Consider the following 26,999-nt stretch of genomic DNA (forward strand, 5'->3'; position numbering starts at 1 on the left):
GGACTACTCCCCTGCGGGTACGCTCGCGCGGGTGACGTCAGGGCTGTGGCAGTCGGGGTTGCGTGACTGGTACGGGCCCGGGACCCCGATCGTCCAGCGGGTACGGGGTTACCGGCCGAACCGGCACGGAGAGATCAAGCTGGTGCGCTGGCTGCGGGTCGGCATTCTCAGGGGCCTGTCCTGTGGCGCCGTCGGTTTCGCCTTGTACATCCAGGTGGACACGGTGGGCCTCGCACGGGACCGTGCCGAGATGTGCGCCATGGCGCTGGCAATGGCGTCGTGCCTGTGGCGGGGCTCGCTGATCAGAGTGGTGCTCCGGCCGGGCGAGATCGTGCGCTTCGGTGTGTTGCGGCACGTGGTGGTGCCCTGCTCGGAGGTGAAGAGGCTGCACCGCGACTTGTTCCGGGGTGTCCTTGCCCTGGAGACCAACGACGGGGAGAACGTCGACTTCGCGTTGTTCGACGGTTCGCTGTGGGACGCGTTCTACAACTTCTCCAGCGTCTGCGACCACGCCATGCAGGCACATGTGCGGGCAGAGTCGAAGGCCGGGCCGCTGCCGGAACCGGCCAGGCTTCGGCGGTACTTCACCTGGTCGGTCGTTGCCGATCCGTTGGCTGTCGGCGCCGTGTTCTTCGCCGGTATCGGCCTGTACCTGACGGCGCGTGGCTGACGGACCCGGCCCCGGACCGTCAACGGCCGCAACACCCGCCCACTTCGAACCACAGCAGCTTTCCGGCACCCCGGTCCAACACCCCGCCATCACCGATCGGCCAGCCGCCCCAGGAAGTGGCGTACGCCTGGACGAGGTGGAGACCGCGCCCGCTGTCAGCATCGGTTGCGGCGGGCGACAGCAGCTCACCGGGCCGCCTGTCGAAGGGCGCGGGGACATGCGGATTCGAGTCCCAGACACCGACCCGCAACCGCCCACCCCCGAGCGCGGTGAGACGGAGAGAGGCGGGACCCCTCGCATGCCGGTACGCGTTGGTCACAAGTTCGGACGTCAACAACTCGACCACGTCCAGGACTTCGGACATCCCGTGCCCGTCAAGGGCGGCTCGTACGGTCATACGTGCGACGCGTGCGGCTCGGGGGTCGTGGGGCAGACGAAGGGCGTACACCCAGGTGGCGGGCGGGGATACGGTGACCATGAAGGCTCCGGGAGGGGGGACGGACGGACTCGGGTTCGCTCAACGACTGCGCCGGGCAGGGGCAGTTGGGCGGTACAGGAATCACCATAGCGGCGCTGATGTAAGATTTAACATCGATTGGCCAATAGAGTTCACAATTCCCTCCTGTGAGTGACCACGGGACACCAAGAGCGAGAGAGGATCTCGTGCCGCCGAGCACCATCCCGACCCTGCGCCAGCAGCGCCTGGGCACGGAACTGCGCAAACTGCGGGAGCACGCGGGACTGACGTCCAGCTCGGCGGCGGGACTGCTCGGCGTCAAGCAGGCGCAGATCAGCAGCATCGAGGCGGGTCGGTACGCCGTCAGCGCTGACCGGGTCCGTACGTTCGCCCGTGCCTACAGCTGCGCGGACCCTGCGCTGGTCGAGGCGCTGGCAGAGATGACCGGCGGACGCATGCGCGGATGGTGGGACGAGTACCGAGAACACCTGCCGGCCAGCTTGATCGACCTGGCCGAACTGGAACACTACGCGGCCGAGTTGCGCGTGGCACTGGTGATCCACATCCCAGCTCTGCTCCAGACCACCGACCACGCCCGCGCGCTCTTCCGTGGCGTCTTCCCGCCCCTGCAGCAGTACGAGATCGAGCACCGCCTCACCCATCGCATCAAGCGGCAGGGCATCCTCCATCGGGACGATCCCACGCCCTATACGGCGACCATTCACGAGGCAGCGCTCAGAATGGGGTACGGCGGCCGAGACGTCGCCGCCGCGCAACTCAAGCACCTCATCGGCATGAGCGAACTGGCTCATGTCACCGTCCGGGTCGTCCCCTTCGGCACGGAGAGCTTCCACGGCACCGGCCAGGGCATCGACTACGTAGCGGGAGCAGTGCCTCAACTCGACACCGTGCAGTTGGACACTCACCACGGCTGCGAATTCCTTGACGGCGAGGCCCAGTTGAGCAAGTACCGGTCGGTCGTGGATCACATGGAGGCGAACGCCCTCGCTCCTGAGGCGTCCCGCGACCTGATCCACCGCATCACGCACGAACTCTGAGGGGCACACAGCATGACCACGCACCACTGGCAGAAGTCCACTTACAGCGGCGACGCGTCCAACTGCGTCAACATCGCCGCCACGACCCCCGACACGATCCACCTCCGCGAAAGCGACGCCCCCGACGTCATCCTGACCACTACAACTGAACGCCTACGACACCTCATCCGCACCCTCAAGCTTCCCGAGTGAGGAGCCCGACCGTGTCCAACCGCCTCTGGCAAAAATCCACTTACAGTCCCGACGGCTCCCACTGCGTTTACGTAGCCGGAGGCCCCGCCAATGTCATCCACCTCCGCGAAAGCGACATCCCCCACACGATCCTCACCACCACACCCGCCGGCCTACGGCACCTGATCGACACCCTCAAGTCCCCTTCCGCCGACTCCCCCCACCACTGACCCCGTTGGGCCACAACCTGGGCCCCCGCTTCGCGGCAATGTCCTCGATCCATCCGAACGCCAGGATCGCCACCGCGATGAGCGGCCAGATGAGCACGAACATCAGGAACGTGTCCGCCTTGTCGAGCAACGCGGTCGCGCTGTCGCTCTCCATGAACGGCAGGTTGTACAGCTGGTCGATGATCGGGACCGTGGCCATGATGAGGAGGTTGTGCCACAGGTAGATCGTGACGGCGCGGTTGTTGGAGAGGGTCACCAGCTTGTCCCAGCGGGCCAGGCGGCCCGGCAACTCCTGCCAGGACGGGGCGTATTGGAGCAGGATCACCACGATCCCGAAGGACCATGCCGCCTGCGCCAGCGGAATGTCGTTCAAGTCCCAGCCGTCCGGGCCCAGATGACCCGACGCCCACCACAGGCCGAAGCCCATGATGACGGTCGCGCCCGACACCGCCAGATAGCGCGGAATCTCCTTCAACTTCCCCTCATGATGGGCGAAGCCCAGGACCCAACAGCCGCCGTACACCGCGAAGTCGGACACCGCGTTGCCCGTCTCACCCGGGATCGTCACCAGCCCCGTACCGACAACCGCCGTCAGCAGCAAGGGCGCCAGCAGCGTCGCCCACGGAACCCGCCGGAACGCCCACAGCAGCAGCGGTGACGCGATCACGAACCACAGATACGCCCGCAGATACCAGAGCGGCCCCGCCGCCTGGTCCGCCCACGTGCTCTCCAACAGGCCCGACTCCGAGCCCAGATGCTCGGGGTACGGCGGCGCGCCGAACGGCACGAGGTAGTCGAAGACCTTCGCCGCACCCCACCAAGTGCCGCCCAGGTCAGGGTCCTTGAGCGGGTTCCAGCCCATCGCGAACATCAACACCAGCACCACCGCGCTGAACGCCCACAGCGGGGGCAGCAGTCGCCGTAGCCGACCCTTGATCACGCCCAGTGCGGGACGGTTCAGCGAGCGGGCCATCAGGGAACCCGCGAGCGCGAACATCACGCCCATGGACGGGAACAGGACCGACAGCCAGGCCCAGCCGAAGAGGTGGTAGACGACCACCCGGACCAACGCGATCGAGCGGAGGAGGTCGAGGTAGCGGTCCCGGCCGCCGCCGCCCGGCTTGGCCGTCTTCGCCGACCCCGGCGCCAACTCCGGTTCTTGCTGCCGTTGTTGGGGAATCCCGTAGGCCGGCGTCGACTCGGGTCCCGTACCCGTCCCTGTCGTGTATCCGTGTCCGTGTCCGTGCGTCATGCGACCGGCCTCCGATCGTCACTGCCACTGCGGCTGCGCTGGGTCGGTACCGGACCGCCGGGTGCCTCCACGACGCCCGTGCGCCGCAGCTTCTGCCAGCGCAGGCGGCCTCCGGTGAGCGCGGTGATCCAGGACTGGAGCAGTACGACGTACATGAGTTGGCGGTAGAGGATCTGCTGGAGAGGGAGCGAGACCAGGTGGGTCATGCGCTCGCGGTCCAGGCGGAACGCGTACGCCGCGCAGAACGCCTGGATGGCGAGGACGCCCAGCCAGGCCAGGAACGTCTTCTCCGTCGGGCCGAACACCAGGCCGTAGAGCAGGAACACGTCGATCAGCGGGGCCAGGATGGGCGCCACGACCATGAACAACGCCACCAGCGGCAGGCCGACGCGACCGAAGCGGCCGGACGGGCCGCGGTCGAGCAGCGCGCCCCGGTGCTTCCAGATCGCCTGCATCGTGCCGTACGACCACCGGTAGCGCTGGGACCACAACTGCTGGACCGTCTCCGGTGCTTCGGTCCACGCGCGGGCCTTCTCGGCGTAGACGACGCGCCAACCGTCCCTGTGCATCGCCATCGTGATGTCGGTGTCCTCGGCGAGCGTGTCGTCGCTCATCCCGCCGACCCGCTCCAACGCGCTTCTCCTGAAGGCCCCCACGGCGCCCGGGATCGTCGGCATGCAGCGCAGGACGTCGTACATCCGGCGGTCGAGGTTGAAGCCCATCACGTACTCGATGTGCTGCCAGGCCCCGATCATCGAATCCCGGTTGCCCACCTTCGCGTTGCCGGCGACGGCGCCGACGCGCGGGTCGCCGAAGGGCTGCACCAACTCCCGTACGGTGGCCGGTTCGAAGACCGTGTCGCCGTCCATCATGACGATGAGGTCGTGACTGGCGTTCGCCAGGCCGCGGTTGAGGGCGGCCGGTTTGCCCGCGTTGACCTGGCGTACGACCCGGACGTTCGGCAGGAACATCGCTTCCACGATTCTCGCCGTGCCGTCCGCCGAGCCGTCGTCGACGACGATCACCTCGACGGGATGCTCGCTCGCCATCAGTGAACGGACCGTGTTCTCAATGCACTTGGCCTCGTTGTAGGCCGGGACGAGGACCGTGACCGGTTCGGTGACCGGTGGGCCCCAGGCGAAGTCCTTGCGGCGGACCCGGCGGGCGTGGAGCACGGAGAGCAGGAGCATCAGCCCGAAGCGGGCGATGACCAGGGACCCGGTGATCGCCAGGCCGACCACCAGGACGTCGGTGATGTTGTCCGAGGCCTGGACCAGGAAGATCCATGCCTTGCCCTTCCACAGGTTCACGCCGGTGACCGGGGTGAGCGCGCTGCGGGCGCCGAGCGCCTCGGTGAGGTTGTCGAACTTGTAGCCCTTGGCCTGCATCTCCGGCAGGAACTTGTCCAGCGCCTGCACGGTCTGGTGGCGGTCGCCGCCGGAGTCGTGCATCAGGACGATCGCGCCCTTGCCTTCGCGCGGGGTGGCGTTGCTGATGATCTTCGGGACGCCGGGCTTCTGCCAGTCCTCGCTGTCCGTGTTGTTGACGACGGTGATGTAGCCGCGGGTGCCGATGTACTCGGTCACCGGCCAGGACAGGTTGTCCATCGCGTCGGCGGAGGACGAGTACGGCGGCCGGAACAGCGACGTCCGGATGCCGGCCGCGCCGGTGATCGCGAGCTGGGTCTGCGACAGCTCCCAGTCGATGCGCTTCTTGGACTGGAAGGAGAGGTCGGGGTGGCTGAAGGTGTGCACGCCGACCTCGTTGCCCTCGTCCACGATGCGTTTGACCAGCTCCGGGTAGCGCGAGGTCATGGTGCCGGTGACGAAGAAGACGGCGTGCGCGTGATGCTTCTTCAGCACGTCCAGGACCTTGGGCGTCCAGGTCGGGTCGGGGCCGTCGTCGAAGGTCAGGACGATGTCGCGGTCCGGCACGTCCAGACTCGTCGTACGGCCGCTGCGGGTGTCGATGACCGGGCCGCCGTCGAGGATCTTCTCCGGCACCTTGTTGGTCGCCGCCTCGGGGCGGATGCGGTGGTCGGCGAGGATCTCGCTGTGCACGTAGCCGCGCAGCATCAGCATCGCCAGCATCGCGACGAGCAGCAGCATCGGCAGCAGGAACCGCATGGACAGGCGGCGGCGCCGGGAGCCGCGGGCCGCTTTGGATATGCCTCCGTGACGGCCGCCCGGGGCCGTGTTCGTGGCGGCGGGGCGGCGGTTGTGCGATGCCATCAGACGATGTGCTCCGGGGTCTTGGACGGTGCCGGTGCGGGCGCCGGTTCGGCGGGCGCGGCCGGTCCCTGGGCCACGGGCGACGGGCTGCTCGGGCCGTCGGCGACCGTGCCGGTGCCCGTCGTCGGGGTCGGGGTCGGCGTGGGCTCCACCGGGGCGCTCGTACTGCCCGTCGGTGTGCTCGGGCCGGACGACGGAGTCTCCTGCGGATGCGAGGGCTGTACGACCGGATTGCTCACGGTCCCGCCGGCCGGCGGCGACGCGCTCTTGCTCGCGGACGGCTTGGCGGACGCGGAGGTGGTCGCCTTGGCGCCGGGCGCCTTGGACGCGCCGGTCGCGCTCGCACTGGCGCCCCGCGACGGTGTCGTACCGTCGCTCGCCGTCGGAATGTTCCCCGGCGCCACGCTGCCGCTGCCGCCGGACGGCCGACCCGACTGGGCGGGCAGCGGCGAGGTGTCGACCTTGCCCGCGGGCGGGTCGTCCTTCTGCCCCGGCACCGGGAGCCAGGGCGCGTCCGAACTGCCGGACAACAGGGTGACGACGATGACGACGGCGTAGACCGCGCAGGCGATGCCGATGGCCATGCCGATCCGACGGTACCTACGGCTACGGCGGCCGGACGCGTCGACGAAGACGGGCCCGTCCGATCCGTCGTGACCGGCGCCCTTCGCACCCGGATCGCTTCCCAACTCCTCGGCGGGGCCGTCGAGTTGGACGGTCACCTCGTCGGGATCGTTCGCCGCGACCGCGCCCCAGGGATCGGCCAGGGCGCCGGAAGGCCCGCCGGACGAACCAATAGGCGGCCCGATGGGCGAACCGACGGGAGGACCCGTGGGCGAACCGATGGGCGAACCGATGGACGGACCGGTGAACGGCCCCGCCGGCCCCTTGCGTACCCCCTTGGGCACGACGGGCCAGGACGACCCCGAGCCCGTCCCCGAGCCCGACCCCGACGCCGACCCCATCCCCGACCCCGGCGGTCCGGACTGCTCGTTCCGTATCCGACCGCCGGCATGACTGGCACGCCCGCCGTGTCGGCCATGCCGACCGCCCTCAAGAATCTCCGACCCACCGCCCGTTCGAGCCACTCCGGTCTCCGGGAACGCCTGAGCCTCTCCGCCTACGACCGGTACGTCTCTGGTCGCGGATGCGGCCTGGGGCCATTCCGGTTGGGTGTCTTCTCGCCACTTTTCCACGCGCACGCACATCCCCCCAAGGACTGTTCCGAGAGCGCAAACGACCCCGAGCACACGCCGTCGAACCGGTCCCCCACCGGCTCCCGCGCCCCCTGTATCACACCGTGCTCAGGCCCGAACGTAGCGTAGTGAGACTCCACATGTGCCAGGATGCGTAATTTCTACGTTTTTAGCATGTCCACGTCCATGGCCGGAATCCACCCATCGCCAGGCCGCCGCAACCATCCCTCGGCGCCACCGATCTCCACCGCGGCCCGTCGAAGCGCGTCGAATCCGGGGTGCACCAGCCCCTTTCGCCACACGAGCGACACAGGCGACAAGGGCACCGGCTTCACCAGGGGCCGCAACACGGTCTGGGGCATGGCCGGAAAGCCCACCACGGCGAGAACCGGGTTCCGCGCCTTGTCAATCACCCGTTCGAATCCCCCCGCCCCCCTACGGCTTGCCGGATGCCCGCCGCGCCAGCAACAACGAACCTCGCCAGCGCAGCACCGACCCGCACCCAACCCACAACCCATCGAACCGCAACCCGCAACCCGCAACCCGCAACCCGCAACCCGCAACTCATCGAATCGCTTGCGCCAATCTCCGCCTACCCCATTGACGCATCACCACCGCCTACATACGTTCCTCCATCGAAGCGCTTCGACACCCATCCGACTCCCCCGGAGGCCCTGGATGTTGACGACCCGAAGGCGAACGATGACGGCCGCGGTGATCGTGACGGGAGCCCTGCTGCTCACGTCCTGCGGCAACTCGGACAGCGGCACCTCAGACGGCAAGACTCTGAAGCTCTGGCACTACGAGGGCCCCGACAGTGCGATGGGCGTGGCCTGGAACGAGGCCATCAAGGAGTTCGAGGCCCAACACCCGGGCGTGAAGGTGAAGTTCGAGGAGAAGGGGTTCGAGCAGATCCAGAAGACGGCTCCGATGGTGCTGAACTCCTCCGACGCGCCGGACGTCATGGAGTACAACAAGGGCAACGCGACCGCCGGTCTGCTGTCCAAGCAGGGCCTGCTCACCGACCTCACCGCCGAGGCGACGAAGCGCGGTTGGGACAAGAAGATCCCCGCGAGCGTCGGCACGACCGACCTGTACGACACCAACGGAGTGATGGGCTCCGGCAAGTGGTACGGCGTCACCGACTACGGCGAGTACACGATGGTCTACTACAACAAGGACCTCTTCAAGAAGTACAAGATCGCCGAACCGAAGACGTTCGACGAACTCACCGCCGCCATGGACCAGTTCGTGGCGAAGGGCGTCACCCCGCTCGCCAACGCAGGCGCCGAATATCCGGCCCAGCAGTACCTCTACCAGCTCGCGCTCTCGAAGGCCGACCGCGCCTGGGTCGACAAGTACGAGCTGTACAAGGGCAAGACGGACTTCCACGACCCGGCCTGGACCTACGCGGCGACCACCTTCGCCGACTGGGTGAAGAAGGGCTACATCGCCAAGACCTCCAGCTCCACCAAGGCCGAGGACGCCGGAGTGTCCTGGATCCAGGGCAAGGCACCGATCCTGTTCTCCGGCAGCTGGTGGTACGGCCGCTTCCAGACGGAGGCCAAGTTCGACTGGGGCACGACCCTGTGGCCCGGCTCGAACCTCACCCTCGGCTCCGGCGGCAACATCTGGGTCGTCCCCAAGGGCGCCAAGAACAAGCAACTCGCCTACGACTTCATCGACATCACCCTGTCGAAGAAGATCCAGAACCTGATGGGCAACAAGGGCGGCATCCCGGTCGCGGCCGACACCTCCGCGATCACCGACCCCAAGTCCAAGGAACTCATCGCCAACTTCAACACCCTCACGGCCCGCGACGGCCTGGCCTTCTACCCCGACTGGCCGGTCCCCGGCTTCTACGACGTCCTCGTCTCCGAGACCCAGAAGCTGATCACCAGCAGCGAGAAACCGGACGCCTATCTCAGCAACCTCCAGAAGGCGTACGACAAGGGCGTTCCGGCGACATGACGGTCACCGTCGAGAAGGGCGCGCGGGCCGGTACCAGGCACCACACCACCGGCCCGCACCGCCCTCGCCCCCGCGACTCGTACGCCCTGTTCCTGCTCCCCGGCGCCCTCGCCGCGCTCGCCGTGATCGTCGTCCCGTTCCTGATGAACACGGCCGTGAGCTTCACGAGTTGGCAGGGCATCGGCGACCCCAAGTGGACCGGCCTCGCCAACTACCGTGACCTGCTGGACGATTCGGAGTTCTGGGCGTCCTTCCGGCACAGCCTGTTCATGGTCGTGGCGATGGCCGCCGTACCGACGGTCGTCGGACTCGTCCTGGCCGCCGCCCTGTTCGACTACGTCGGCAAGCACTTCGGCAGCCGTATCGCCGCGATCCTCCGCGCCTGCTTCTACCTCCCGCAGGTGCTCCCGATCGCGGTCGCCGGCATCGTCTGGAGCTGGATCCTCGCTCCGGACAACGGCTCCCTCAACACCCTGCTGAAGGCTGTGGGGTTGGGCTCCTGGCAGCAGGACTGGCTCGGCGACCCGGACATCGCGCTCTACAGTGTCATGGGCGTCATGGTCTGGGTCCAACTCGGCTTCCCGCTCGTGGTGTTCATGGCCGGGCTGCAACGCGTCGACCCCCAGCTCTACGAGGCCGCCGAACTCGACGGCGCCGGCTGGTGGCGCCGCTTCTGGCACATCACGCTGCCGCAGATCCGCCCCGAGATCTACGTCGTCCTCACCTGGTGCACGATCGCCGCGCTCAAGGTGTTCGGCGCGGTGTACGTCCTGACGAAGGGCGGCCCGGGCGGCGCGACCGACGTGCCCTCCTACTTCTCCTTCACCACGTTCTTCGAGAAGACCCAGGTCGGCTACGGAGCCGCGATATCGACGGTGTTGACGCTGATCATCCTCGTGCTCTCCCTCGCCTTCCTCAAACTCCAGACCCGCGCGGAGGAAGGTGACCGTGCATGACCACCGCCCTGCGCCGCTACCCCGTACTCATCGCCCTCTGCCTCGCCGCCCTCTTCATGGTCGTCCCGTTCCTGATCGTCCTGATCAACGCCGTGAAGTCACCGGCCGAGTACTCCGAACACGGCCCCCTCAGCCTCCCCAAGGGCCTCTACCTGGACGGCCTCAAGGACTTCTGGCAGCGCGTCGACTACGGCCAGAAACTCTTCAACTCGGTTCTGATCAGCGGCTCGGTGGCCGTCCTCGCCGCCGTGCTCTCGGTCCTCAACGCGTACGCGATCGGCATCGGCCGTATCCGGGGCCGCACGTGGGTCCTGGCCTTCTTCGTCCTCGCCAACATGCTGCCGCAGGAGGCGCTGGTCTACCCGATCTACTACCTGAGCAAGCAAGTCGGCCTGTACGACACCAGGTTGAGCGTCGTCATCGTCTTCACGGTGATCCAGGCGGCGTTCGGCACGTATCTTCTCTCGTCCGTGCTCGGCCAGTTCCCCCGCGAGATCATCGAGGCGGCCCGGATCGACGGCGCCAACAAGTGGCAGGTGCTGTGGCGGATCGTGGTCCCGGTCAGCCGCCCCACGATCGGCGTGCTCCTGGTCTTCTTCTTCATCTGGACCTGGAACGAGTTCCTGCTCCCCCTGGTCATGCTGATCTCCAACGACAACCAGACCGTGTCGGTGGCCCTCGGCGTCCTCCAGGGCCAGCGCCTGATGGACGCCACGATGACCAACGCGGCTGCCCTGCTGGGTGTGTTGCCCGCCATCGTCTTCTTCCTCGTCTTCCAGCGGACCCTCACGCGCGGTATCGCCGTAGGTGCCGTCAAGTAGTAAGGGGACCCCCACATGAAGTTCACCGACGGCTACTGGCTGCTGCGCGAGGGCGTCACCGCCGCCCACCCGGTCGAAGTCCTCGATGTCACCGCTGCGGACGGCGCGTTGGAGATCCACGCGCCGACCGTCCCCATCCGCCACCGCGGCGACCTGCTGAAGGGACCGGTCGTGACGATCAGCGCCCACGCCCCGATGCCCGACGTCATCGGCGTCACCTTCACCCACTTCGAGGGCGAGCAACCACGCAGCCCCCAATTCGACGTGCACACCGAGGACTTCGCCGTCCAAACGTCCTACGACGACGAGCGCGCGACCCTCACCTCCGGCGCGCTGTCGGTCCAGGTGGCGCGCACCGGGCCCTGGCACGTCGACTTCCTCGCCCACGGCCGGACCCTCACCAGCAGCGGCCCCAAGGGCATGGGCATCATGCGGGACGCGACCGGCGCCCACTATCTGCGCGAGCAACTCGGCCTGGGAGTCGGCACATCCGTCTACGGCCTCGGCGAACGCTTCGGCCCGCTCGTCAAGAACGGCCAGGTCGTCGACATGTGGAACGCCGACGGCGGCACCGCCACCGAACAGGCCTACAAGAACGTCCCCTTCTACCTCACCGACGCGGGCTACGGCGTCTTCGTCGACCACCCCGGCAAGGTCTCCTTCGAGGTCGGCTCGGAGGCGGTCTCCCGGGTCCAATTCAGCGTGGAGAGCCAGCAGTTGACGTACTACGTCATCTACGGCCCGACCCCCAAGGACATCCTCCGCAAGTACTCCGCCCTCACCGGCCGCCCGGCGCTGCCGCCCGCCTGGTCGTTCGGGCTGTGGCTGTCGACGTCGTTCACCACCTCCTACGACGAGGAGACGGTGACGTCCTTCATCGAGGGCATGCGGGAGCGTGAACTCCCGCTCTCCGTCTTCCACTTCGACTGTTTCTGGATGCGGGAGTTCAACTGGTGCGACTTCCAGTGGGATCCGCGGGTCTTCCCCGACCCGGAGGGCATGCTCGCCCGGCTGAAGGACCGCGGGCTGCACATCTGCGTCTGGATCAACCCGTACATCGCGCAGCGCTCGCCGCTCTTCGCCGAGGGCAAGGCACTCGGTCATCTGCTGCGCCGCCCGGACGGCAGTGTCTGGCAGTGGGATCTGTGGCAACCGGGCATGGCCCTGGTCGACTTCACCAGTCCGGCCGCCCGCGACTGGTACGCCGGAAAGCTGGAGGCGCTCCTCGCGCAGGGCGTCGACTGCTTCAAGACCGACTTCGGCGAGCGGGTCCCGGTCGATGTCGCCTACGCGGACGGCGCCGACCCCGAGCGCATGCACAACTACTACACCTACCTCTACAACCGCACGGTCTTCGACGTGCTGCGCAAGCACCGCGGCGAGGGCGAGGCCGTCGTCTTCGCCCGCTCGGCCACAACAGGCAGCCAGAAGTACCCCGTTCACTGGGGCGGCGACTGCGAGGCGACGTACGAGTCGATGGCCGAGTCGCTGCGCGGCGGGCTGTCGCTGGGCCTGTCCGGCTTCGGCTACTGGAGCCACGACATCGGCGGTTTCGAGGGCACCCCGACCCCCGCCCTCTTCAAACGCTGGCTGGCCTTCGGCCTGTTGTCCTCCCACAGCCGTCTGCACGGCAGCTCCTCGTACCGGGTCCCGTGGCTCTTCGACGAGGAATCCGTGGACGTCCTACGGCAGTTCACCCGCCTCAAGCTGAGCCTCATGCCGTATCTCTACGAGACCGCGCGCACCGCCTCCGCCGAGGGCGTGCCGATGATGCGGGCAATGGTGCTGGAGTTCCCGGACGACCCGGGGTGCGCGCATCTGGAACGGCAGTACATGCTCGGCGGCGATCTGCTGGTCGCGCCCGTCTTCAGCGACGACGGCGACGTCTCGTACTACGTCCCCGAGGGCACCTGGACCCACTACCTCACCGGCCGTACGGTCACCGGGCCGCGCTGGGTGCGCGAGAAGCACGGCTTCGACAGCGTGCCGCTCCTCGTCCGACCCGGTGCGGTGATCCCGGTCGGCGCGGTGACCGACCGGCCCGACTACGACTTCGCCGACGGCGTCACCCTGCGGGCGTACGGCCTGGAGCGGGGCGCGCAGGTGACGGTGCCGGTCGGCGACGTGACCTTCACCGTCGTACGGGAGGGGGACACGCTCCGGGCGTCGTGCGGTGATCCGTCGGTGGCGTGGGCGCTGGCCGCCGGGGAGCGGTCGAGGTCGGGCAGCGGGTTTCTGACCCTGGAGCTGGGCTGATGGTGAAGATCACCGATGTGGCCCGGCACGCCGGGGTCTCCCCCAGCACCGTGTCGTACGCGCTGAGCGGCAAGCGCCCGATCTCCGAGGAGACCCGGCAGCGCGTCGAGGAGTCCATCCGCGAGCTGGGCTACCGGCCGCACGCCGGTGCCCGCGCCCTGGCCAGCAGCCGGTCGAACGTGCTGGCCCTCGTCATCCCCTTACGCACCGGCATCCACGTCCCGGTGGTCATGCGGTTCGCGATGTCGGTGGCGACCACGGCCCGCCGCCACGACCACGACGTGCTGCTGCTCACCCAGGAGGAGGGCGAGGAGGGGCTGCGGCGGGTCGCGGACACGGCGCTCGTGGACGCGATGATCGTGATGGACGTCCAACTGGCCGACCCCCGGCTGCCGTTGCTCCGTTCCCTGGACCGGCCGTCCGTGCTGATCGGCTTTCCCGCCGAGGCCGACGGGCTGACCTGTATCGACCTCGACTTCAGGGCGGCCGGTGAGCTGTGCGTGGAGCGGCTCGCGGGGCTCGGGCACCGGGTCGTCGCCCTCGTCGGGTCACCGCCCGAGGTGTACGTCCGCCGAACCGCCTTCGCCCAGCGGGTCGTTCAGGGCTTCACGGCCGCCGCGCACCGCAACGGGCTCGTCTCCTGCGTCCACCCCTGCGAGCCCGCGCCCGCCGCGGCAGCCGCCGTGGCCGAACAACTGCTGCGCGAGCAGCCCGCGTTGACCGGAGTCGTCGTCCACAACGAGCCGCTCCTCGAACCCCTCGTCGACGCCTTCGAGCAGCTCGGCCTGCGCGTCCCGGGCGATCTCTCGATCACCGCGATCTGCCCCGACGAACTCGCCGAGTCCGTACGGGTCCCGGTCACCTCGGTCGCGCTGCCCGCCGCCGAACTCGGCTCCGGGGCGGTCGAGTTGCTGATGAAGAAGCTGGGCGGCAAGACCGTGCCCGACGCGACGCTGCTCGCACCCCGGCTGACGGAACGCGCGAGCACGGCACCGCGCCACGCGCCCTGACGTTCACAACGCCCGTATGCAAGGCCCTACTTGAAGGAGCCGCGACATGAAAGGCAAGAGAAGAAGTCACAGAACAGGCCACAGAACAAACCACAGAACCACGCTCGCCGTGGCGTTCGCCCTGATCGTCGGCCTGGGAGCCACGGCCCCGGCGACGGCCGACACCCCGTACCCCTTCCGCGACCCGACTCTCCCCGTCAGCAAGCGCGTTGACGACCTGCTCGGCCGACTGACCCTCGACGAGAAGATCTCCCTCCTCCACCAGTACGAGCCCGCGATCCCGCGCCTCGGCATCCAGTCCTTCCGCACGGGCACCGAGGCCCTGCACGGGGTCGCCTGGCTCGGCAAGGCCACCGTCTTCCCGCAGGCGATCGGACTCGCCTCCACCTGGGACCCGGCGCTGATGGAACAGGTCGGCTCGGCGGTCGGCGACGAGGCCCGCGGCTTCCAGCAACTACGCCCCGACGGGTGGGGGTTGAACCTCTGGGCCCCGGTGGTGAACCTGTTGCGCGACCCGCGCTGGGGCCGCAACGAGGAGGGCTACAGCGAGGACCCCGAACTGACCGGCGCCCTGTCCACGGCCTACGGCGAGGGACTGACCGGCGGCGACCCTGACCACCTCAAGACGGCCCCCACCCTCAAGCACTACCTCGCCTACAACAACGAGGTCGACCGCGCGACCACCTCCTCCGACCTGCGCCCACGAGTGGAGAAGGAGTACGACGAGGCCGCGTTCAAACCGGCGATCGAGGCGGACGCGGCGACGGGTGTGATGACGTCGTACAACCTGGTCAACGGCCGCCCCGCCACGGTGAATCCGGACCTGGAGGATGTCGTACGGAAGTGGACCGGGCAGGACCTGCTGAACGTCACCGACGCCTTCGCCCCGGGCAATCTCGTCACTCCCCAGCAGTACTACCCGACGATCGCGGAGGGCGACGCGGCGGCGCTCAAGGCGGGCGTCGACAGCTTCACGGACAACAGCGCCGACCCGGGCCCGACGACTACGGCGATCAACTCGGCGCTGCGACAAGGCCTGTTGAAGGTGTCGGACATCGACAAGGCAGCGTCCGACATCCTCTCCGTCCGCGTCCGGCTCGGCGAGTTCGACCCGGGCGGCGGGAAGTACGGCTCGATCGACGCATCGGTCATCGACAGCCCGGCGCATCGGCAGCTGGCGCGCAAGGCGGCGGCCGAGGGGACGGTACTACTCAAAAAAAGTGTGTCACTTCCGCTAAAAACGACACAGAAAAATGTGGCAGTGGTCGGCCCCCTCGCCGACACGCTCTACACCGACTGGTACTCGGGCACGCTCCCCTACGCCGTCACCCCCGCACAGGGCATCGCCGCGAAACTGAAAGCCCCCGTGGCCACCAGCGAGGGAGTCGACCGCATCGCCCTGCGCGACACGACCACCGGCAAGTACGTCACGGCCGGCACCGGCGACACGGGCGCCCCCTTGCAGGAGACCGCCAACACCCCCACGGCCACAGCCCAGTTCGACGCCTTCGACTGGGGCTCGGGCATCGTCACCCTGCGCTCGGCCGCCAACGGCAAGTACGTCGGCTACAACTGGTCGAACTTCGTCAACGACCAGACCCAGCCCAATGGTTGGTACGTCCAGCAGCAGTTCAAGCTGGAACAGCAGGACGACGGCACGTACTTGCTGAAGTACGCGGGCTACGAGACCGCCGAGTCCTGGTGGTCGAACCCGGTCTACCTCGGCCCGACCGACGCCAACGGCACCCTGGGCCTGGTACCCAAGGACCAGGCGGCGCACTACACGAAGGACGTAATCCGCAGCGGAGTCGCCGACGCCGTCGCCGCGGTGAAGGGCAAGGACACGGCGGTCGTCGTCATCGGCTCCATGCCGTCGATCAACGGCCGCGAGGCCCACGACCGCACGGACCTGTCCCTCGCCCCCGCACAGGAGGCCCTGGTCAAGGCGGTCCACCGGGCCAACCCGAACACGGTCGTGATCGTCGAGAACAGCTACCCCACCACACTGGGCGCCGTGCAACAGGAGGTCCCGGCCCTCCTCTGGACCTCCCACGCCGGCCAGGAGACGGGCAACGCCCTCGCCGACGTCCTCTACGGCGACGTCAACCCGTCCGGCCGCCTCACCCAGACCTGGTACCAGTCGTCCTCGGACCTCCCGTCGATCCTCGACTACGACATCATCAAGTCCGACCGCACCTACCAGTACTTCCAGGGCACCCCCCTCTACCCCTTCGGCTACGGCCTCTCGTACACGACCTTCCGCTACGGCGCCCTGAAACCCGTCGCCGGCGGCTACGAGGTCCCGGTCACGAACACCGGCACCCGAGCGGGCGACGAGGTCGTCCAGCTCTACACGCACCAGCGCACGTCCCGCGACAAGGAACCCCTGAAACAGCTCAAGGCCTTCCAACGGGTCTCGCTCAAGCCTGGGGAGACAAGGACAGTCCACCTGAAGATCCAGCAGCAGGACCTGGCCCACTGGGACGTCACGCGCTCGAAATGGGTCGTGGAATCCGGCACGTACGACGTCCTGGCCGGAGCGTCCTCCGCCGACATCCGCAGCCGTACGACCTGGCAGGTCCACGGGGAGACCATCCCGCCCCGGAACCTGTCCCGAACGACCCGCGCCGAGAACTTCGACGACTACTCCGCCGTCCACCTCGTCGACGAGTCCAAGGCGAGCGGCACGGCGGTGGGCGCGGCGGCGGACGGCGCGTGGCTGAAGTTCGCGGACACCCGACTGGGCACGGGGGCAACGAAGTTCACGGCCCGGGTGGCGGGAACGGCAACCGGCACGATCGAGGTCCGGCTCGGTTCCCCGACGGGCAGGCTCGCGGGGACGGTTCACACGGCGGCGACTTCATCGTCGTACGACTACGAGACGGTGACCGCGGATCTGTCGGGTGCGGCGAAGGGCCGTACGGACGTGTATCTGGTCCTGAGCAACGGCCTGCGCATGTCGACCTTCACTGTTCAGTGAGCCTTTTCCAACCTCCCGCGTCAGTTCGGACGTAGAGGAAAAAGCCAGGAAGCGATGGCTGGTCCGCTGGCCGGAACAGAGGGCGACTGCGCGCTTTCGCCGGAACACACTGTCCCGGAGCGAGACGGAATCGGGTTTCCGGTCGACAAGTCATAGGAGTTGCGACGATGAAGATCCAGAACAGGATCACCGTCCTGGCGGCGACGCTTCTGAGCTGCGCGGGCATGGTCACGTTGGCGACGGGAGCGAGTGCCGCCGTGCCGACGCCGGACTCTACGGCGGGAGTGTCCGCCCGTGTCACGGCCGCCGCTGCCGCGAGCAGCTATCACACGATCAAGAACATGGCCTACAGCCAATGCGTGGACGCGCCCGGCGGGGTGCTCAACGTCAGACTTCAGCTGGCCACCTGCAACGGCTCCAGCACGCAGAACTGGGCGTTTGTGTCGACCGGTTCGGCGGACACCTACTACCTGGTGAATCAGGCGAGCGGGTACTGCGCCGAGGTCAACAACGGCACCAGCGTTCCGGGCGAGGCCGTCGACGAGTACCTCTGTGACGGGCTGGCGTCGGAACAGTGGGTCGAGACCGCCGTGATCGTCGACCAGAAGATCGGCGCGAAGTTCAGGCACGTGGGCACCAATCTGTGCCTCGACACGGTCGGCGGTGCCGGCAGCCAGCTCATGCAGTGGAGTTGCGACGACGCACACCCGGCGGCGGCCCAGGTCTGGATCGTGAGTTAGGCCGCTTCCGAGCAGCCTGCCGCTCACCGTTCGGCGGGCTTGCTCAACCGAACGCCGTTCCCGCCGGGGCGATCCCACGGCAGGAACGGCGTTCACAACGGCAGGGCCTTCTGGCGGTTCGGGATGCGATCCCGGGGCGAATACCAGGAGGCCCTGCCGCGGCAGTGAGCCTTTCCAACCTCTCGCGTTGGTGGGGCAGTTGGCCTGACAGACAGGTGAAGCCCCTGGTAGATGGGTTTCGACCAAGAGAACCGTCTCCGCCAGAGGCTGCGCATGCTTGTCCACCCGTCCGGCGTCGACGTGTCCAGCTCTGCCCTCCGCTTCCTCGCCGCCCGTTTGAGGAAACACCGCCACGCTCTCGGAACCCGGTGGCGGCGCCTGAGCGCGGGCCGACAAGCCCTGCTCACTCTCACGCAGCTCCGTAACGGCCAGCCCTACGCCCGGCTCGCGGCCGGTTTCGGGATCGGCACCACCACCGCCTACCGGTACATCGGCGAAGCAGTGGAACTCCTGGCCGCCCTTGCCCCCACGCTCGCCGAAGCAGTTCGGGCTGCGTCGACGAAGGCGTACACGCGAACACGGCATCATCGACGCTCTCGCCCAGGCCGGCATCAACTGCTGGGCGGACAAGGGTTATCAGGGCGCCGGTGGCACGGTCCGCCTGCCTTGTCACGAGCCTCGTCCAGGCCGTCCTCACCCTTCATCTGGCCAGCTCAGACTGAAGATGGAAAAGGCTCAGTGACAGGAAAAAGCCCCCGCTGTCGAAACAGCGGGGGCTTTACCCACATGGGATGAGTGGAGATGGCGGGAATCGAACCCGCGTCCACCGGTGCAGAATCAGGGCTTCTCCGTGTGCAGTTCGCTGTGATTTTCTCGGCCCCGGCAATCACGCGAACAAGTCGCCGACGGGCCCAGTCACTGTTTGATTTCCCATCGAACCCCGTGACCGGGCCCGATGGTTTAGTTCCCTAGATTATGCCAGGGTCCGGGTCGGGAACACCCCCGGGCTGACACCCTTTTAGGGTCCTTCAGTCGCTGTTATTAGGCAGCGAGGGCGAAGGACTGGGAATCGCTCTTGGAATTGGCGATTATTGGTTGCGACATATGGTTAACGAGATCATTGCCGCTTCCTCGACACGCTTCACCTGCTTCGACAGCCGCTGTCGAAACCGATCATCCCCATGTTGTTTTTTCAAGCCCCTCCGAAGAGGGTCACACACCCGCTGTGGGGTGCAGTAGCCATCGTACGTGACCAACGCACACCGATGCCACCGTATTCCCCGTGGCTACTCGCCCCGCTGCTTCCGCTTCGCGGCGGCGATCGCGCGGTCCGACTCCCGGCGGTCCTGCTTCTCGCGCAGGGTCTGCCGCTTGTCGTACTCCTTCTTGCCTCGCGCGAGCGCGATCTCGGCCTTTGCCCGGCCGTCCTTGAAGTACAGGGCGAGGGGCACGATCGTGTGACCCGTCTCCTCGGACTTCGACGCCAGCTTGTCGATCTCCTCGCGGTGCAGCAGCAGTTTGCGCTTGCGGCGGACCGTGTGGTTCGTCCAGGTGCCCTGGCTGTACTCGGGGATGTGGGCGTTGTGCAGCCACGCCTCACCCCCGTCGATCTGGACGAAGCCGTCCGTCAGCGAGGCGCGCCCCTGGCGCAGCGACTTGACCTCGGTGCCGGTCAGGACGAGCCCGGCCTCGTAGGTGTCGACGATCGCGTAGTCGTGCCGGGCCTTCTTGTTCTGCGCGACGATCTTGCGCTTGCCGTCCTTGGCCTTCGCGGCCCCGCCGCCCTGCTTGGGCTGGGACTCCTTGGGTACGTACATTCCCTTGCTCATAGTGCTGCCCATTTTCGCACTACCAGGGGCCATGAGGGAAAGGCGATTACGAAGCGTCCCCGAGGCCACTCAGCACCGTCTCGGCGCGTTCTACGGCCGCCTGTCCCTGCGCGGTGACGTCGAGGTCGGGGGTGATGCCCCGGCCGTCGACGGTGTGGCCGGAGGGGGTGCGGTAATGGCCGACGGTGAGTTCGGCGACGACGCCGTCGGGGAGTTGGCTCGGCATCTGGACCGAGCCCTTGCCGAAGGTCCTGGAGCCCACGACGACCGCGCGGCCGCGGTCCTGGAGGGCGCCGGTGAGCATCTCGGCCGCGCTCATCGTGCCGCCGTCGACGAGCGCGACCAGCGGTCTGGTGGTGTCGCCGCCGGTGGCCGCGTGCAGGACCCGCTGCTCGCCGTCGACGTCGTACGTGGCGACGAGGCCGCCGTCGAGGAAGGCGGAGGCGGTGGTGACGGCCTCGGCGACCAGGCCGCCGGAGTTGCCGCGCAGGTCGAGGATGAACCCGGAGTCGGCGGGGGCCTGGCGGACGGCGGTGCGGACGATGTCGCCGACGCCCTTGGTGAACGCGGAGATCTTGATGACGGTGACCTCGCCGGCGGGTCTGGTGACGGTCACGGAGTCGGTGGAGAGGCGGGCGCGCCGTAGGGTCTCGCTCCACGCGCGCGTGCCGCGTTCCAGGCCCAGGGTGACGGTGGTGCCGGCGGCGGCGTCCTGGGCGTCGCCGCGCAGTAAGGACACGACCTCGGTGACGGGCTGTCCGTCGACGTTCTCGCCGTCCACGGTGCGCAGCCGGTCGCCCTTGCGGACGCCCGCGGTGGCGGCGGGCGACCCGGACTGCACCTTGGTCACCTCGATCCGGCCGTCGCGCTCCCGGCGGGCCCAGAGGCCGACGCCGGTGTACTGGCCGTCGAGGGCCTCCTCGAACTCCTCGTACTCCCCTTGGGAGTACACGGCACCCCAGCGGTCCCCGCTGCGGCTGACGGCGCGTTCGGCGGCCTCCATGGGCGACTTGCCGTCGGCCTTGGCCTCGGCGGCGGCCTTCGCGACCTCCTCCGTACGGCCGAGGGGCGCCGAACGGGCCGTACCGGAGGCCGATTTACGGTCGGGGCCGCCGGGTTCGTCGAACGACCCGGTCGCCGCACCGGCGACGAGCACGCTCGCGAACACCAATGTCAGGGCGGCCCCGCGGCGGATGCGGCGGGGCTGACAGAACAGGTCACGGCCTGACATGGCGGTGAGTCTAGGACAACGGGAAGGGCCGCACGGGCGGTTGCCCGTACGGCCCTCTTGGCATGCGTCACACCTTCAGGTACTTGCGCAGCGCGAAGAACGCTGCCAGCGCGGGCATCAGGAGGCTCGTCGCGAGGATGAGCGGGAGCTTGGTGAGGACGGCGTCCCAGCCGATGAAGTTGATCAGATTGAGCTTGTGGGACAGGTCCAGGCCGTGGTCGATGATGAAGTACCGGCCGACCACCAGGAATCCGCAGGCGACCGTGCCGCCGATGAGGCCGGCGACGGCGGCCTCCATGATGAACGGGGCCTGGATGTAGAAGCCGGACGCGCCGACCAGCCGCATGATGCCGGTCTCACGGCGACGGCTGAACGCCGAGACGCGCACCGTGTTGACGATCAGCATCAGGGCGACGACGAGCATCAACGCCATGACCGCGCGGGCGGCCCAGTTCATGCCGTTCAGGAGGCCGAAGAGGTTGTCCAGGATGCCCTTCTGGTCCTGCACCGACTGGACGCCGCCGCGGCCGTCGAAGGCCGTCGCGATGACCTGGTACTTCTCCGGGTCCTTGAGCTTGATGCGATACGACTCCTGCATCTGGTCCGGAGTGAGGGAACTGGCCAGCGGGGAGTCGCCGAACTGCTGCTTGTAGTGCTTGTACGCCTCGTCCTGCGACTCGTACGTGACCTTCTGGACGACCGACGACATCTTGTCGAGGTCGGAGACGATCTGCTTCTTCTGGTCGTCGGTCACCGCGCCCTTGGCGCAGTTGGGGTCGGACTCGGCGTCGCTCTTGTTGCAGAGGAAGATCGAGACGTTGACCTTGTCGTACCAGTAGCCCTTCATCGTGGTGACCTGGTCGCTCATCAGGAGCGAGCCGCCGAAGAGGGCCAGGGACAGGGCTACGGAGACGACGACCGCGAAGGTCATCGTCAGGTTGCGGCGGAGACCGACACCGATCTCGGACAGTACGAACTGGGCGCGCATGGCGGCTGTTTCAGGCCTTTCCGTGGACGGACATCAGACGGCGGTCGAACGACGACCAGCGGCGGTCAGTGCTGGTAGCCGTAGACGCCACGTGCCTGGTCACGGACGAGGCGGCCGCCCTCCAGCTCGATGACGCGCTTGCGCATCTGGTCCACGATGTTCTGGTCGTGCGTCGCCATCACCACGGTGGTGCCCGTCCGGTTGATGCGGTCGAGCAGCTTCATGATGCCGACGGAGGTCTGCGGGTCGAGGTTGCCGGTGGGCTCGTCCGCGATGAGGAGCTTGGGCCGGTTCACGAAGGCTCTCGCGATGGCCACGCGCTGCTGCTCACCACCGGACAGCTCGCCCGGGCGCCGGTCCTCCTTGCCGCCCAGCCCGACGAGGTCGAGCACCTGGGGCACGGACTTGCGGATCTCGCCCTTGGACTTGCCGATGACCTCCTGCGCGAAGGCCACGTTCTCGGCGACCGTCTTGTTGGGCAGCAGGCGGAAGTCCTGGAAGACGGTCCCCAGCTGGCGGCGCATCTGCGGCACCTTCCAGTTGGAGATGCGGGCGAGGTCCTTGCCCAGCACGTGCACCTGGCCCTGGCTGCACCGCTCCTCGCGGAGGACCAGCCTCAGGAAGGTGGACTTTCCGGAGCCGGAGGACCCCACGAGGAACACGAACTCGCCCTTCTCCACTTCCAGGGAGACGTCCCTGAGAGCGGGGCGGGTCTGCTTGGGGTAGACCTTGGAGACACTGTCGAATCGGATCACGGGAGCACCACGGGTAGCCGGGGGTAGGTGAGCGTGACCATACGCGACCTGGGTGTGCCCGCGCAGTCGCCCTCCAGGGTTGTGCGAGGCTTGCACGTTTTGTCGCGGATCTGAAGGGCTGGAACGCACAAGGTCGGGGCAGGATAAGGCGAGCCGCGCCGAATCCCGCGGAACCTGGCACAGTGGAGGGGAACGTTCGGGAACGTTCTGGCATCCCGGGGCGTTGTGTCTGTGATAGCCGGTGCAAGGAGGGCGAGCGCATGACGTACGACCGGTTGGTGTGCGCGAACTGCGCGGCGCCCGTGAACGAGGGCCGCTGTCCCGTCTGCCGCGCGAACCGCGAGCGGTTGCAGCAGGAGAACCCGTGGGGCAATCTCAACCCCATGGCGTTGATCGCCCTGCTCGCGGTGCTGATCGCGGCACTGGCGCTGGTGGCACACCAGACCGCGTAGGCGGCCTGGACGACGACACGACGAAGGGCCCGGAGCGACAAGCTCCGGGCCCTTCGTCGTACGACGTGCGCACGGTCCGTACGGGGACGGCTACCGTCAGGCGATCGTGCCGCCGCGGTTGCCGCTCGCGAGGCGCGGGAGCACGCGGAAGGCGATGCCGCCGGCGATCATCGTCGCGGCGCCGATCAGCAGGAACGCGGTCTGGCCCGCACCGGTCTCGGCCAGCTCGTCACCGCTGCCCTGGGCCGTGGTGTCGGAACCGGTGTCGGTGAGGGCGGAGGTGCCGGCCTCCTGGGCGGAGGAGCCGCCGTCGGGGTCGGCGTTGTTGCCGCCGGTGGAGCCGGTGCCGCTGCTGTCCGTCGGGCTGGCGGTCGTGGGCTCGTCCGTCGGCTCGGTGGGGTTGTCCGTGGGCTCGGTCGGCTCGTCGGTGGGCGGCGTCGAGACGGGCGTGGACGGCGGGGTGGCCGGCGGCGTGCTGTCCGGGGCGGTCGGGATGACCGATTCGGTCGGGGACGCCGGCGGCGTCGAGGCCGGGTCGCTCGTCGGGTCGTCGGGACCGGTCTTGAGGTCCACCGCGATCCCGCTGTCGTCCGCGCTCGCGGTGAGGTCGAGCGCCGATGCGGCACCCGCGGCGGTCAGCGAGGCGCCGGCGGCGATGACAACACCGGCCGCTATGCGCGCGACACGTATCCGCGTCTTCTTCGTCATTAGGTTGCTACCCCCATGTAGCTCGTCGTCAGTGGTGCGTCGGTGTCCGGGGCCGTGATCGACAGGGGTAGCGGCTGGCGAAAGCTCGACTCCCCCGGTTCACATGCGCCCCGGAGACACGCATGCCACGCTTTACCCTTCCCATTTTTCACAGCAACGTCAAGGCCGTTGCGAGCGCAATGTCCACCTAAGGGTTCTTTGCTGGGAGATGGATTCTGTGAGTGTGATGTAAAACCCAGACATCCAGATACGCGAAAGGCAACTGCCGCCTGGTCGGCGGCAGTTGCCTTGTCGACAAAGTCACTCGAAGGCGACTCGCGGAGTTACTTCTCCGTTACTTCTCCTGCTGCTTGCGCCAGCGAATTCCGGCCTCCAGGAAGCCGTCGATCTCGCCGTTGAACACGCCCTCGGGGTTGCCCACTTCGTACTCCGTGCGCAGGTCCTTGACCATCTGGTACGGGTGCAGGACGTACGAACGCATCTGGTTGCCCCAGGAGTTGCCCCCGTCGCCCTTGAGGGCGTCCATCCGGGCCTGCTCCTCCTGGCGGCGGCGCTCCAGCAGCTTGGCCTGGAGCACGTTCATCGCGCTGGCCTTGTTCTGGATCTGCGAGCGCTCGTTCTGGCAGGAGACGACGATGCCGGTGGGCAGGTGGGTGAGGCGCACCGCGGAGTCGGTGGTGTTGACGCCCTGACCGCCGGGCCCGGAGGACCGGTACACATCGACCCGCAACTCGGACTCGTCGATCTCGATGTGGTCGGTCTGCTCGACGACCGGCAGGATCTCGACACCCGCGAACGAGGTCTGACGGCGCCCCTGGTTGTCGAAGGGCGAGATCCGCACCAGCCGGTGGGTGCCCTGCTCGACCGAGAGCGTGCCGTAGGCGTACGGGACGTGCACGGCGAAGGTGGTCGACTTGATGCCGGCCTCTTCGGCGTACGACGTCTCGTAGAGCTCCGTCTTGTAGCCGTGGCGCTCGGCCCAGCGCAGGTACATGCGCTGGAGCTTCTCGGCGAAGTCGGAGGCGTCGACGCCGCCGGCCTCCGCGCGGATGGTGACGACGGCCTCGCGGGAGTCGTACTCGCCGGAGAGGAGGGTACGGACCTCCATCTCGTCCAGCGCCTTCTTGACGGCGGTCAGCTCGTTCTCCGCCTCGGCGAGGGTGTCCGGGTCGTCCTCCTCCTCGGCCATCTCGAAGAGGACCGAGAGGTCGTCGATCCGGCCGCGCAGGGCCTCGGTCTTGCGGATCTCGGCCTGGAGGTGACTCAGCTTGCTGGTGACCTTCTGCGCCGCCTCCGGGTCGTCCCACAGGGAGGGCGCCGCGGCCTGCTCCTCAAGGACGACGACATCTGCCCTCAGCTTGTCCAGGTCCAGGACGGCCTCGATCGACTCCATGGTCGAGGAGAGGGACTTGAGCTCTTCGGAAACATCGACGACTGCCACGCCTCCAGCGTAACGGCTCCGCCAAGCGGGGAGCGCCGTGGCTGTAACGGGTGCTCCGACTCACCGGCGCCTGGTGCGGGCGTCCCTGGGGGCTCCGCCCCCAGACCCCCGGACCTATGCCCACCCACCACCCGACTCGGTCGGCCGAGACCGCACCGCCCCAGCCCGTGCGACTCCGTCGGTCGAGAGGTGCGCCACTTCCGGACCGTCCGACTCGGGCTGTCAAGCGCACGTCCGCATCACCCAGCCCGTCCGGCGTTTGAGGACGAGGCCGTTCAGGCCGACGCGGGGGGCGGGGGCGGCAGCCCCCAGGGACGGGACGGGTAGGGGCGGCGGGGGCGAAAACCCTCAAGGCGAAGCCGGTGCCGAGTTCTTCGTGTCCGGGGACGTCGCCCCGGAGTCGTCCCCCGACGTCGCCGCCCACGTACCGACCCCCACCGCCGCGACCAGCACCACCGCCGCCGCCCCGAGGGTCAGCCGCCGACGCCGGGTAGCCGCCCGGTGCCGCGCCGACCCGGGCCGCGGAGCGCCCGCCGCACGCGGAGCGCGGGCCGTGCCGCGCGCACCGCCGGCGAGTTCGTCCGGCGCGGGCACCCGCATCGAGGTGTGCGTGTCCCGGTTGGAGTCGGCCGGTTTGGCGCCCGGCACCAGCGGCACGGCCCCCCGCCGTACCCGCTCCCCGCGCGCGGGCGTGGCCACCGGGGCCTCCTCCGGCTCCGCGTCCTCCTGCTCGGTGTCGGGCTCGTCGACGTCCAGTGGAGGCATCCCGGCCAGCAGCGGCAGCTGTTCGCGCAGCCGGGCGGCGAGTTCGGAGGCCCGCAGCCGGGACGCCGGGGCCTTCGCGAGGCACTGGACGAGCAGCGCCCACAGCTCCTCGGGGATCCCGGGCAGCGGGACGACGGTCTCGGTGACGTGCCGCCGTAGGACCGCGCCGGGGTGGCCGCCGCCGAACGGCGTGAATCCGGCGAGGAGTTCGTACAGGACGGTCGCCAGGGCGTAGATGTCGACGGCCGCGCGCGGGGGCAGGCCCTCGACGATCTCGGGGGCGAGATAGTCGGGCGTGCCGATGATCTTCGTGGCGCGGGTGCGGCGCGGGGAGTCGATGAGTTTGGCGACCCCGAAGTCCGTCAGCAGCGCGGGGTGCGCGCCGCCGGGGCCGAGCGGGCCCTGCATGTCGAGGAGCACGTTCTCGGGCTTGACGTCCCGGTGCACGACACCGGCCGCGTGGGCCGCCGCGAGTCCGTCCGCGATGTCGGCGACGATCGCGACCGCCGCCTCGGGGGCGAGCCGGCGTTCCCGGTCGAGGCGGGTGCGCAGGTCGGTGCCGCGGACCAGGTCCATGACGAGGGCGAGGTCGTTGCCGTCGACGACCAGGTCCCGTACGGACACGATGTTCGGGTGCTCCAGGCCGAGCAGGGCGGTGCGCTCCTGCACGAAGCGGCCGACAAGCTCCTGGTCGGACGCGAGGTCCTCGCGCAGCAGCTTGACGGCGACGGGCCCCTCGGGACCCTCGCCGAGCCACACCGTGCCGGCGCTGCCCCGCCCCAGGATCTGGTTGGCGGTGTACCGGCTGCCGATCTTCCGTGCCAAGACTGC

23 protein-coding genes, 1 other RNA gene and 2 pseudogenes are annotated in these 26,999 nt (G+C 68.4%); 13 read left to right on the forward strand and 13 right to left on the reverse strand.

What is annotated here, in order from left to right:
* Nucleotides 1-31: 31 nt before the first annotated feature.
* Nucleotides 32-670 carry a hypothetical protein gene (locus ACWIHT_RS24355; RefSeq protein ID WP_456170318.1) on the forward strand — a complete coding sequence of 213 codons (639 nt, stop codon included), beginning with the start codon at nucleotides 32-34 and terminating at the stop codon, nucleotides 668-670.
* 19 nt (nucleotides 671-689) lie between these two features.
* Here the strand turns inward: ACWIHT_RS24355 and ACWIHT_RS24360 are convergent, their stop codons facing one another.
* Nucleotides 690-1,148 carry an ATP-binding protein gene (locus tag ACWIHT_RS24360; protein ID WP_456170320.1) on the reverse strand — a complete coding sequence of 153 codons (459 nt, stop codon included), beginning with the start codon at nucleotides 1,146-1,148 and terminating at the stop codon, nucleotides 690-692.
* Between the two features lie 185 nt (nucleotides 1,149-1,333).
* Here ACWIHT_RS24360 and ACWIHT_RS24365 point away from each other — a divergent pair, with 185 nt between their 5' ends.
* The 3 genes from ACWIHT_RS24365 to ACWIHT_RS24375 are packed head-to-tail and all read left to right on the forward strand — an operon-like array spanning nucleotide 1,334 to nucleotide 2,586.
* Entirely contained in the window at nucleotides 1,334-2,185 is an 852-nt protein-coding gene (locus tag ACWIHT_RS24365) for a helix-turn-helix domain-containing protein (protein WP_456170321.1), read from the forward strand.
* A 12-nt stretch (nucleotides 2,186-2,197) separates the two neighbouring features.
* Nucleotides 2,198-2,377 carry a DUF397 domain-containing protein gene (locus tag ACWIHT_RS24370; protein ID WP_456170322.1) on the forward strand — a complete coding sequence of 60 codons (180 nt, stop codon included), beginning with the start codon at nucleotides 2,198-2,200 and terminating at the stop codon, nucleotides 2,375-2,377.
* Nucleotides 2,378-2,388: 11 nt separating this feature from the next.
* Complete coding sequence (locus tag ACWIHT_RS24375) at nucleotides 2,389-2,586, forward strand: DUF397 domain-containing protein (protein WP_456170324.1); 198 nt, start codon at nucleotides 2,389-2,391, stop codon at nucleotides 2,584-2,586.
* Here ACWIHT_RS24375 and ACWIHT_RS24380 read toward each other — a convergent pair.
* The 4 genes and pseudogenes from ACWIHT_RS24380 to ACWIHT_RS24395 all read right to left on the reverse strand — a co-directional run.
* Nucleotides 2,552-3,838: an acyltransferase family protein gene (locus ACWIHT_RS24380; protein WP_456170325.1), complete on the reverse strand. Its 1,287-nt coding sequence runs from the start codon at nucleotides 3,836-3,838 to the stop codon at nucleotides 2,552-2,554. The two genes, ACWIHT_RS24375 and ACWIHT_RS24380, sit on opposite strands and share 35 nt — an antisense overlap.
* Entirely contained in the window at nucleotides 3,835-5,964 is a 2,130-nt protein-coding gene (locus ACWIHT_RS24385) for a glycosyltransferase (RefSeq protein WP_456170389.1), read from the reverse strand. The genes ACWIHT_RS24380 and ACWIHT_RS24385 overlap by 4 nt, the downstream gene beginning before the upstream one ends.
* A gap of 104 nt (nucleotides 5,965-6,068) precedes the next feature.
* Entirely contained in the window at nucleotides 6,069-6,977 is a 909-nt protein-coding gene (locus tag ACWIHT_RS24390) for a hypothetical protein (RefSeq protein ID WP_456170326.1), read from the reverse strand.
* A 449-nt stretch (nucleotides 6,978-7,426) separates the two neighbouring features.
* A pseudogene (locus tag ACWIHT_RS24395) lies at nucleotides 7,427-7,699 on the reverse strand (LysR family transcriptional regulator); the annotation flags it as partial.
* 268 nt (nucleotides 7,700-7,967) lie between these two features.
* Between ACWIHT_RS24395 and ACWIHT_RS24400 the strand changes: the two are divergent.
* From ACWIHT_RS24400 to ACWIHT_RS24435, 8 genes and pseudogenes are all read left to right on the forward strand, one after another.
* The gene (locus tag ACWIHT_RS24400; RefSeq protein WP_456170327.1) at nucleotides 7,968-9,236 is read left to right on the forward strand and encodes an ABC transporter substrate-binding protein; all 1,269 of its coding nucleotides are present in this window, start codon (nucleotides 7,968-7,970) and stop codon (nucleotides 9,234-9,236) included.
* Nucleotides 9,233-10,192 (forward strand): carbohydrate ABC transporter permease, encoded by a 960-nt coding sequence (locus ACWIHT_RS24405; RefSeq protein ID WP_456170328.1) that lies wholly within the window; start codon nucleotides 9,233-9,235, stop codon nucleotides 10,190-10,192. Before ACWIHT_RS24400 ends, ACWIHT_RS24405 begins: the two co-directional genes overlap by 4 nt.
* The gene (locus ACWIHT_RS24410) at nucleotides 10,189-11,013 is read left to right on the forward strand and encodes a carbohydrate ABC transporter permease (protein WP_456170329.1); all 825 of its coding nucleotides are present in this window, start codon (nucleotides 10,189-10,191) and stop codon (nucleotides 11,011-11,013) included. Before ACWIHT_RS24405 ends, ACWIHT_RS24410 begins: the two co-directional genes overlap by 4 nt.
* 15 nt (nucleotides 11,014-11,028) lie before the next feature.
* A complete protein-coding gene (gene yicI / locus ACWIHT_RS24415; protein WP_456170330.1) occupies nucleotides 11,029-13,269 on the forward strand; it encodes an alpha-xylosidase in 2,241 nt (746 codons plus the stop codon).
* Nucleotides 13,269-14,279: a LacI family DNA-binding transcriptional regulator gene (locus ACWIHT_RS24420; protein ID WP_456170331.1), complete on the forward strand. Its 1,011-nt coding sequence runs from the start codon at nucleotides 13,269-13,271 to the stop codon at nucleotides 14,277-14,279. Before yicI ends, ACWIHT_RS24420 begins: the two co-directional genes overlap by 1 nt.
* A 109-nt stretch (nucleotides 14,280-14,388) precedes the next feature.
* The gene (locus ACWIHT_RS24425; RefSeq protein ID WP_456170332.1) at nucleotides 14,389-17,259 is read left to right on the forward strand and encodes a glycoside hydrolase family 3 C-terminal domain-containing protein; all 2,871 of its coding nucleotides are present in this window, start codon (nucleotides 14,389-14,391) and stop codon (nucleotides 17,257-17,259) included.
* A 167-nt stretch (nucleotides 17,260-17,426) separates the two neighbouring features.
* Nucleotides 17,427-17,999, forward strand: coding sequence for an RICIN domain-containing protein (locus ACWIHT_RS24430; RefSeq protein WP_055531922.1), 573 nt, complete (start codon nucleotides 17,427-17,429; stop codon nucleotides 17,997-17,999).
* A gap of 273 nt (nucleotides 18,000-18,272) precedes the next feature.
* A pseudogene (locus tag ACWIHT_RS24435) lies at nucleotides 18,273-18,666 on the forward strand (helix-turn-helix domain-containing protein); the annotation flags it as partial.
* 126 nt (nucleotides 18,667-18,792) lie between these two features.
* Here the strand turns inward: ACWIHT_RS24435 and ssrA are convergent.
* The 5 genes from ssrA to ftsE all read right to left on the reverse strand — a co-directional run bounded on the left by ssrA (nucleotide 18,793) and on the right by ftsE (nucleotide 22,802).
* Nucleotides 18,793-19,180, reverse strand: a transfer-messenger RNA (tmRNA) gene (gene ssrA / locus ACWIHT_RS24440).
* A 105-nt stretch (nucleotides 19,181-19,285) separates the two neighbouring features.
* Nucleotides 19,286-19,828, reverse strand: coding sequence for an SsrA-binding protein SmpB (gene smpB / locus ACWIHT_RS24445; protein ID WP_043259227.1), 543 nt, complete (start codon nucleotides 19,826-19,828; stop codon nucleotides 19,286-19,288).
* A 46-nt stretch (nucleotides 19,829-19,874) separates the two neighbouring features.
* Nucleotides 19,875-21,059 (reverse strand): S41 family peptidase, encoded by a 1,185-nt coding sequence (locus ACWIHT_RS24450; protein WP_456170334.1) that lies wholly within the window; start codon nucleotides 21,057-21,059, stop codon nucleotides 19,875-19,877.
* A 67-nt stretch (nucleotides 21,060-21,126) separates the two neighbouring features.
* On the reverse strand, nucleotides 21,127-22,047 hold the full coding sequence (gene ftsX, locus ACWIHT_RS24455; RefSeq protein WP_262061122.1) for a permease-like cell division protein FtsX: 921 nt from the start codon (nucleotides 22,045-22,047) through the stop codon (nucleotides 21,127-21,129).
* Between the two features lie 65 nt (nucleotides 22,048-22,112).
* Complete coding sequence (ftsE, locus tag ACWIHT_RS24460; protein ID WP_019065989.1) at nucleotides 22,113-22,802, reverse strand: cell division ATP-binding protein FtsE; 690 nt, start codon at nucleotides 22,800-22,802, stop codon at nucleotides 22,113-22,115.
* A 260-nt stretch (nucleotides 22,803-23,062) separates the two neighbouring features.
* Here ftsE and ACWIHT_RS24465 point away from each other — a divergent pair, with 260 nt between their 5' ends.
* The gene (locus ACWIHT_RS24465; RefSeq protein WP_043679302.1) at nucleotides 23,063-23,254 is read left to right on the forward strand and encodes a hypothetical protein; all 192 of its coding nucleotides are present in this window, start codon (nucleotides 23,063-23,065) and stop codon (nucleotides 23,252-23,254) included.
* Between the two features lie 96 nt (nucleotides 23,255-23,350).
* Here ACWIHT_RS24465 and ACWIHT_RS24470 read toward each other — a convergent pair whose 3' ends face one another.
* The 3 genes from ACWIHT_RS24470 to ACWIHT_RS24480 all read right to left on the reverse strand — a co-directional run bounded on the left by ACWIHT_RS24470 (nucleotide 23,351) and on the right by ACWIHT_RS24480 (nucleotide 26,993).
* Complete coding sequence (locus ACWIHT_RS24470; protein WP_456170335.1) at nucleotides 23,351-23,962, reverse strand: hypothetical protein; 612 nt, start codon at nucleotides 23,960-23,962, stop codon at nucleotides 23,351-23,353.
* 334 nt (nucleotides 23,963-24,296) lie between these two features.
* Nucleotides 24,297-25,403 (reverse strand): peptide chain release factor 2, encoded by a 1,107-nt coding sequence (prfB, locus tag ACWIHT_RS24475; protein WP_456170336.1) that lies wholly within the window; start codon nucleotides 25,401-25,403, stop codon nucleotides 24,297-24,299.
* 348 nt (nucleotides 25,404-25,751) lie between these two features.
* Nucleotides 25,752-26,993, reverse strand: a complete 1,242-nt coding sequence (locus ACWIHT_RS24480; RefSeq protein ID WP_456170337.1) for a serine/threonine-protein kinase — start codon at nucleotides 26,991-26,993, stop codon at nucleotides 25,752-25,754.
* Nucleotides 26,994-26,999 lie beyond the last annotated feature (6 nt).

Source organism: Streptomyces sp. NPDC002276 (assembly GCF_053891435.1).

Coding starts and splice junctions, on each gene's coding strand:
- ACWIHT_RS24360 (WP_456170320.1), bottom strand. CDS start 1,148: ATGGTCACCGTATCCCCGCCCGCCACCTGGGTGTACGCCCTTCGTCTG.
- ACWIHT_RS24370 (WP_456170322.1), top strand. CDS start 2,198: ATGACCACGCACCACTGGCAGAAGTCCACTTACAGCGGCGACGCGTCC.
- ACWIHT_RS24380 (WP_456170325.1), bottom strand. CDS start 3,838: ATGACGCACGGACACGGACACGGATACACGACAGGGACGGGTACGGGA.
- ACWIHT_RS24385 (WP_456170389.1), bottom strand. CDS start 5,964: ATGCGGTTCCTGCTGCCGATGCTGCTGCTCGTCGCGATGCTGGCGATG.
- ACWIHT_RS24400 (WP_456170327.1), top strand. CDS start 7,968: ATGACGGCCGCGGTGATCGTGACGGGAGCCCTGCTGCTCACGTCCTGC.
- ACWIHT_RS24405 (WP_456170328.1), top strand. CDS start 9,233: ATGACGGTCACCGTCGAGAAGGGCGCGCGGGCCGGTACCAGGCACCAC.
- ACWIHT_RS24410 (WP_456170329.1), top strand. CDS start 10,189: ATGACCACCGCCCTGCGCCGCTACCCCGTACTCATCGCCCTCTGCCTC.
- yicI (WP_456170330.1), top strand. CDS start 11,029: ATGAAGTTCACCGACGGCTACTGGCTGCTGCGCGAGGGCGTCACCGCC.
- ACWIHT_RS24420 (WP_456170331.1), top strand. CDS start 13,269: ATGGTGAAGATCACCGATGTGGCCCGGCACGCCGGGGTCTCCCCCAGC.
- ACWIHT_RS24430 (WP_055531922.1), top strand. CDS start 17,427: ATGAAGATCCAGAACAGGATCACCGTCCTGGCGGCGACGCTTCTGAGC.
- smpB (WP_043259227.1), bottom strand. CDS start 19,828: ATGAGCAAGGGAATGTACGTACCCAAGGAGTCCCAGCCCAAGCAGGGC.
- ACWIHT_RS24450 (WP_456170334.1), bottom strand. CDS start 21,059: ATGTCAGGCCGTGACCTGTTCTGTCAGCCCCGCCGCATCCGCCGCGGG.
- ftsX (WP_262061122.1), bottom strand. CDS start 22,047: ATGCGCGCCCAGTTCGTACTGTCCGAGATCGGTGTCGGTCTCCGCCGC.
- ACWIHT_RS24465 (WP_043679302.1), top strand. CDS start 23,063: ATGACGTACGACCGGTTGGTGTGCGCGAACTGCGCGGCGCCCGTGAAC.
- ACWIHT_RS24470 (WP_456170335.1), bottom strand. CDS start 23,962: ATGACGAAGAAGACGCGGATACGTGTCGCGCGCATAGCGGCCGGTGTT.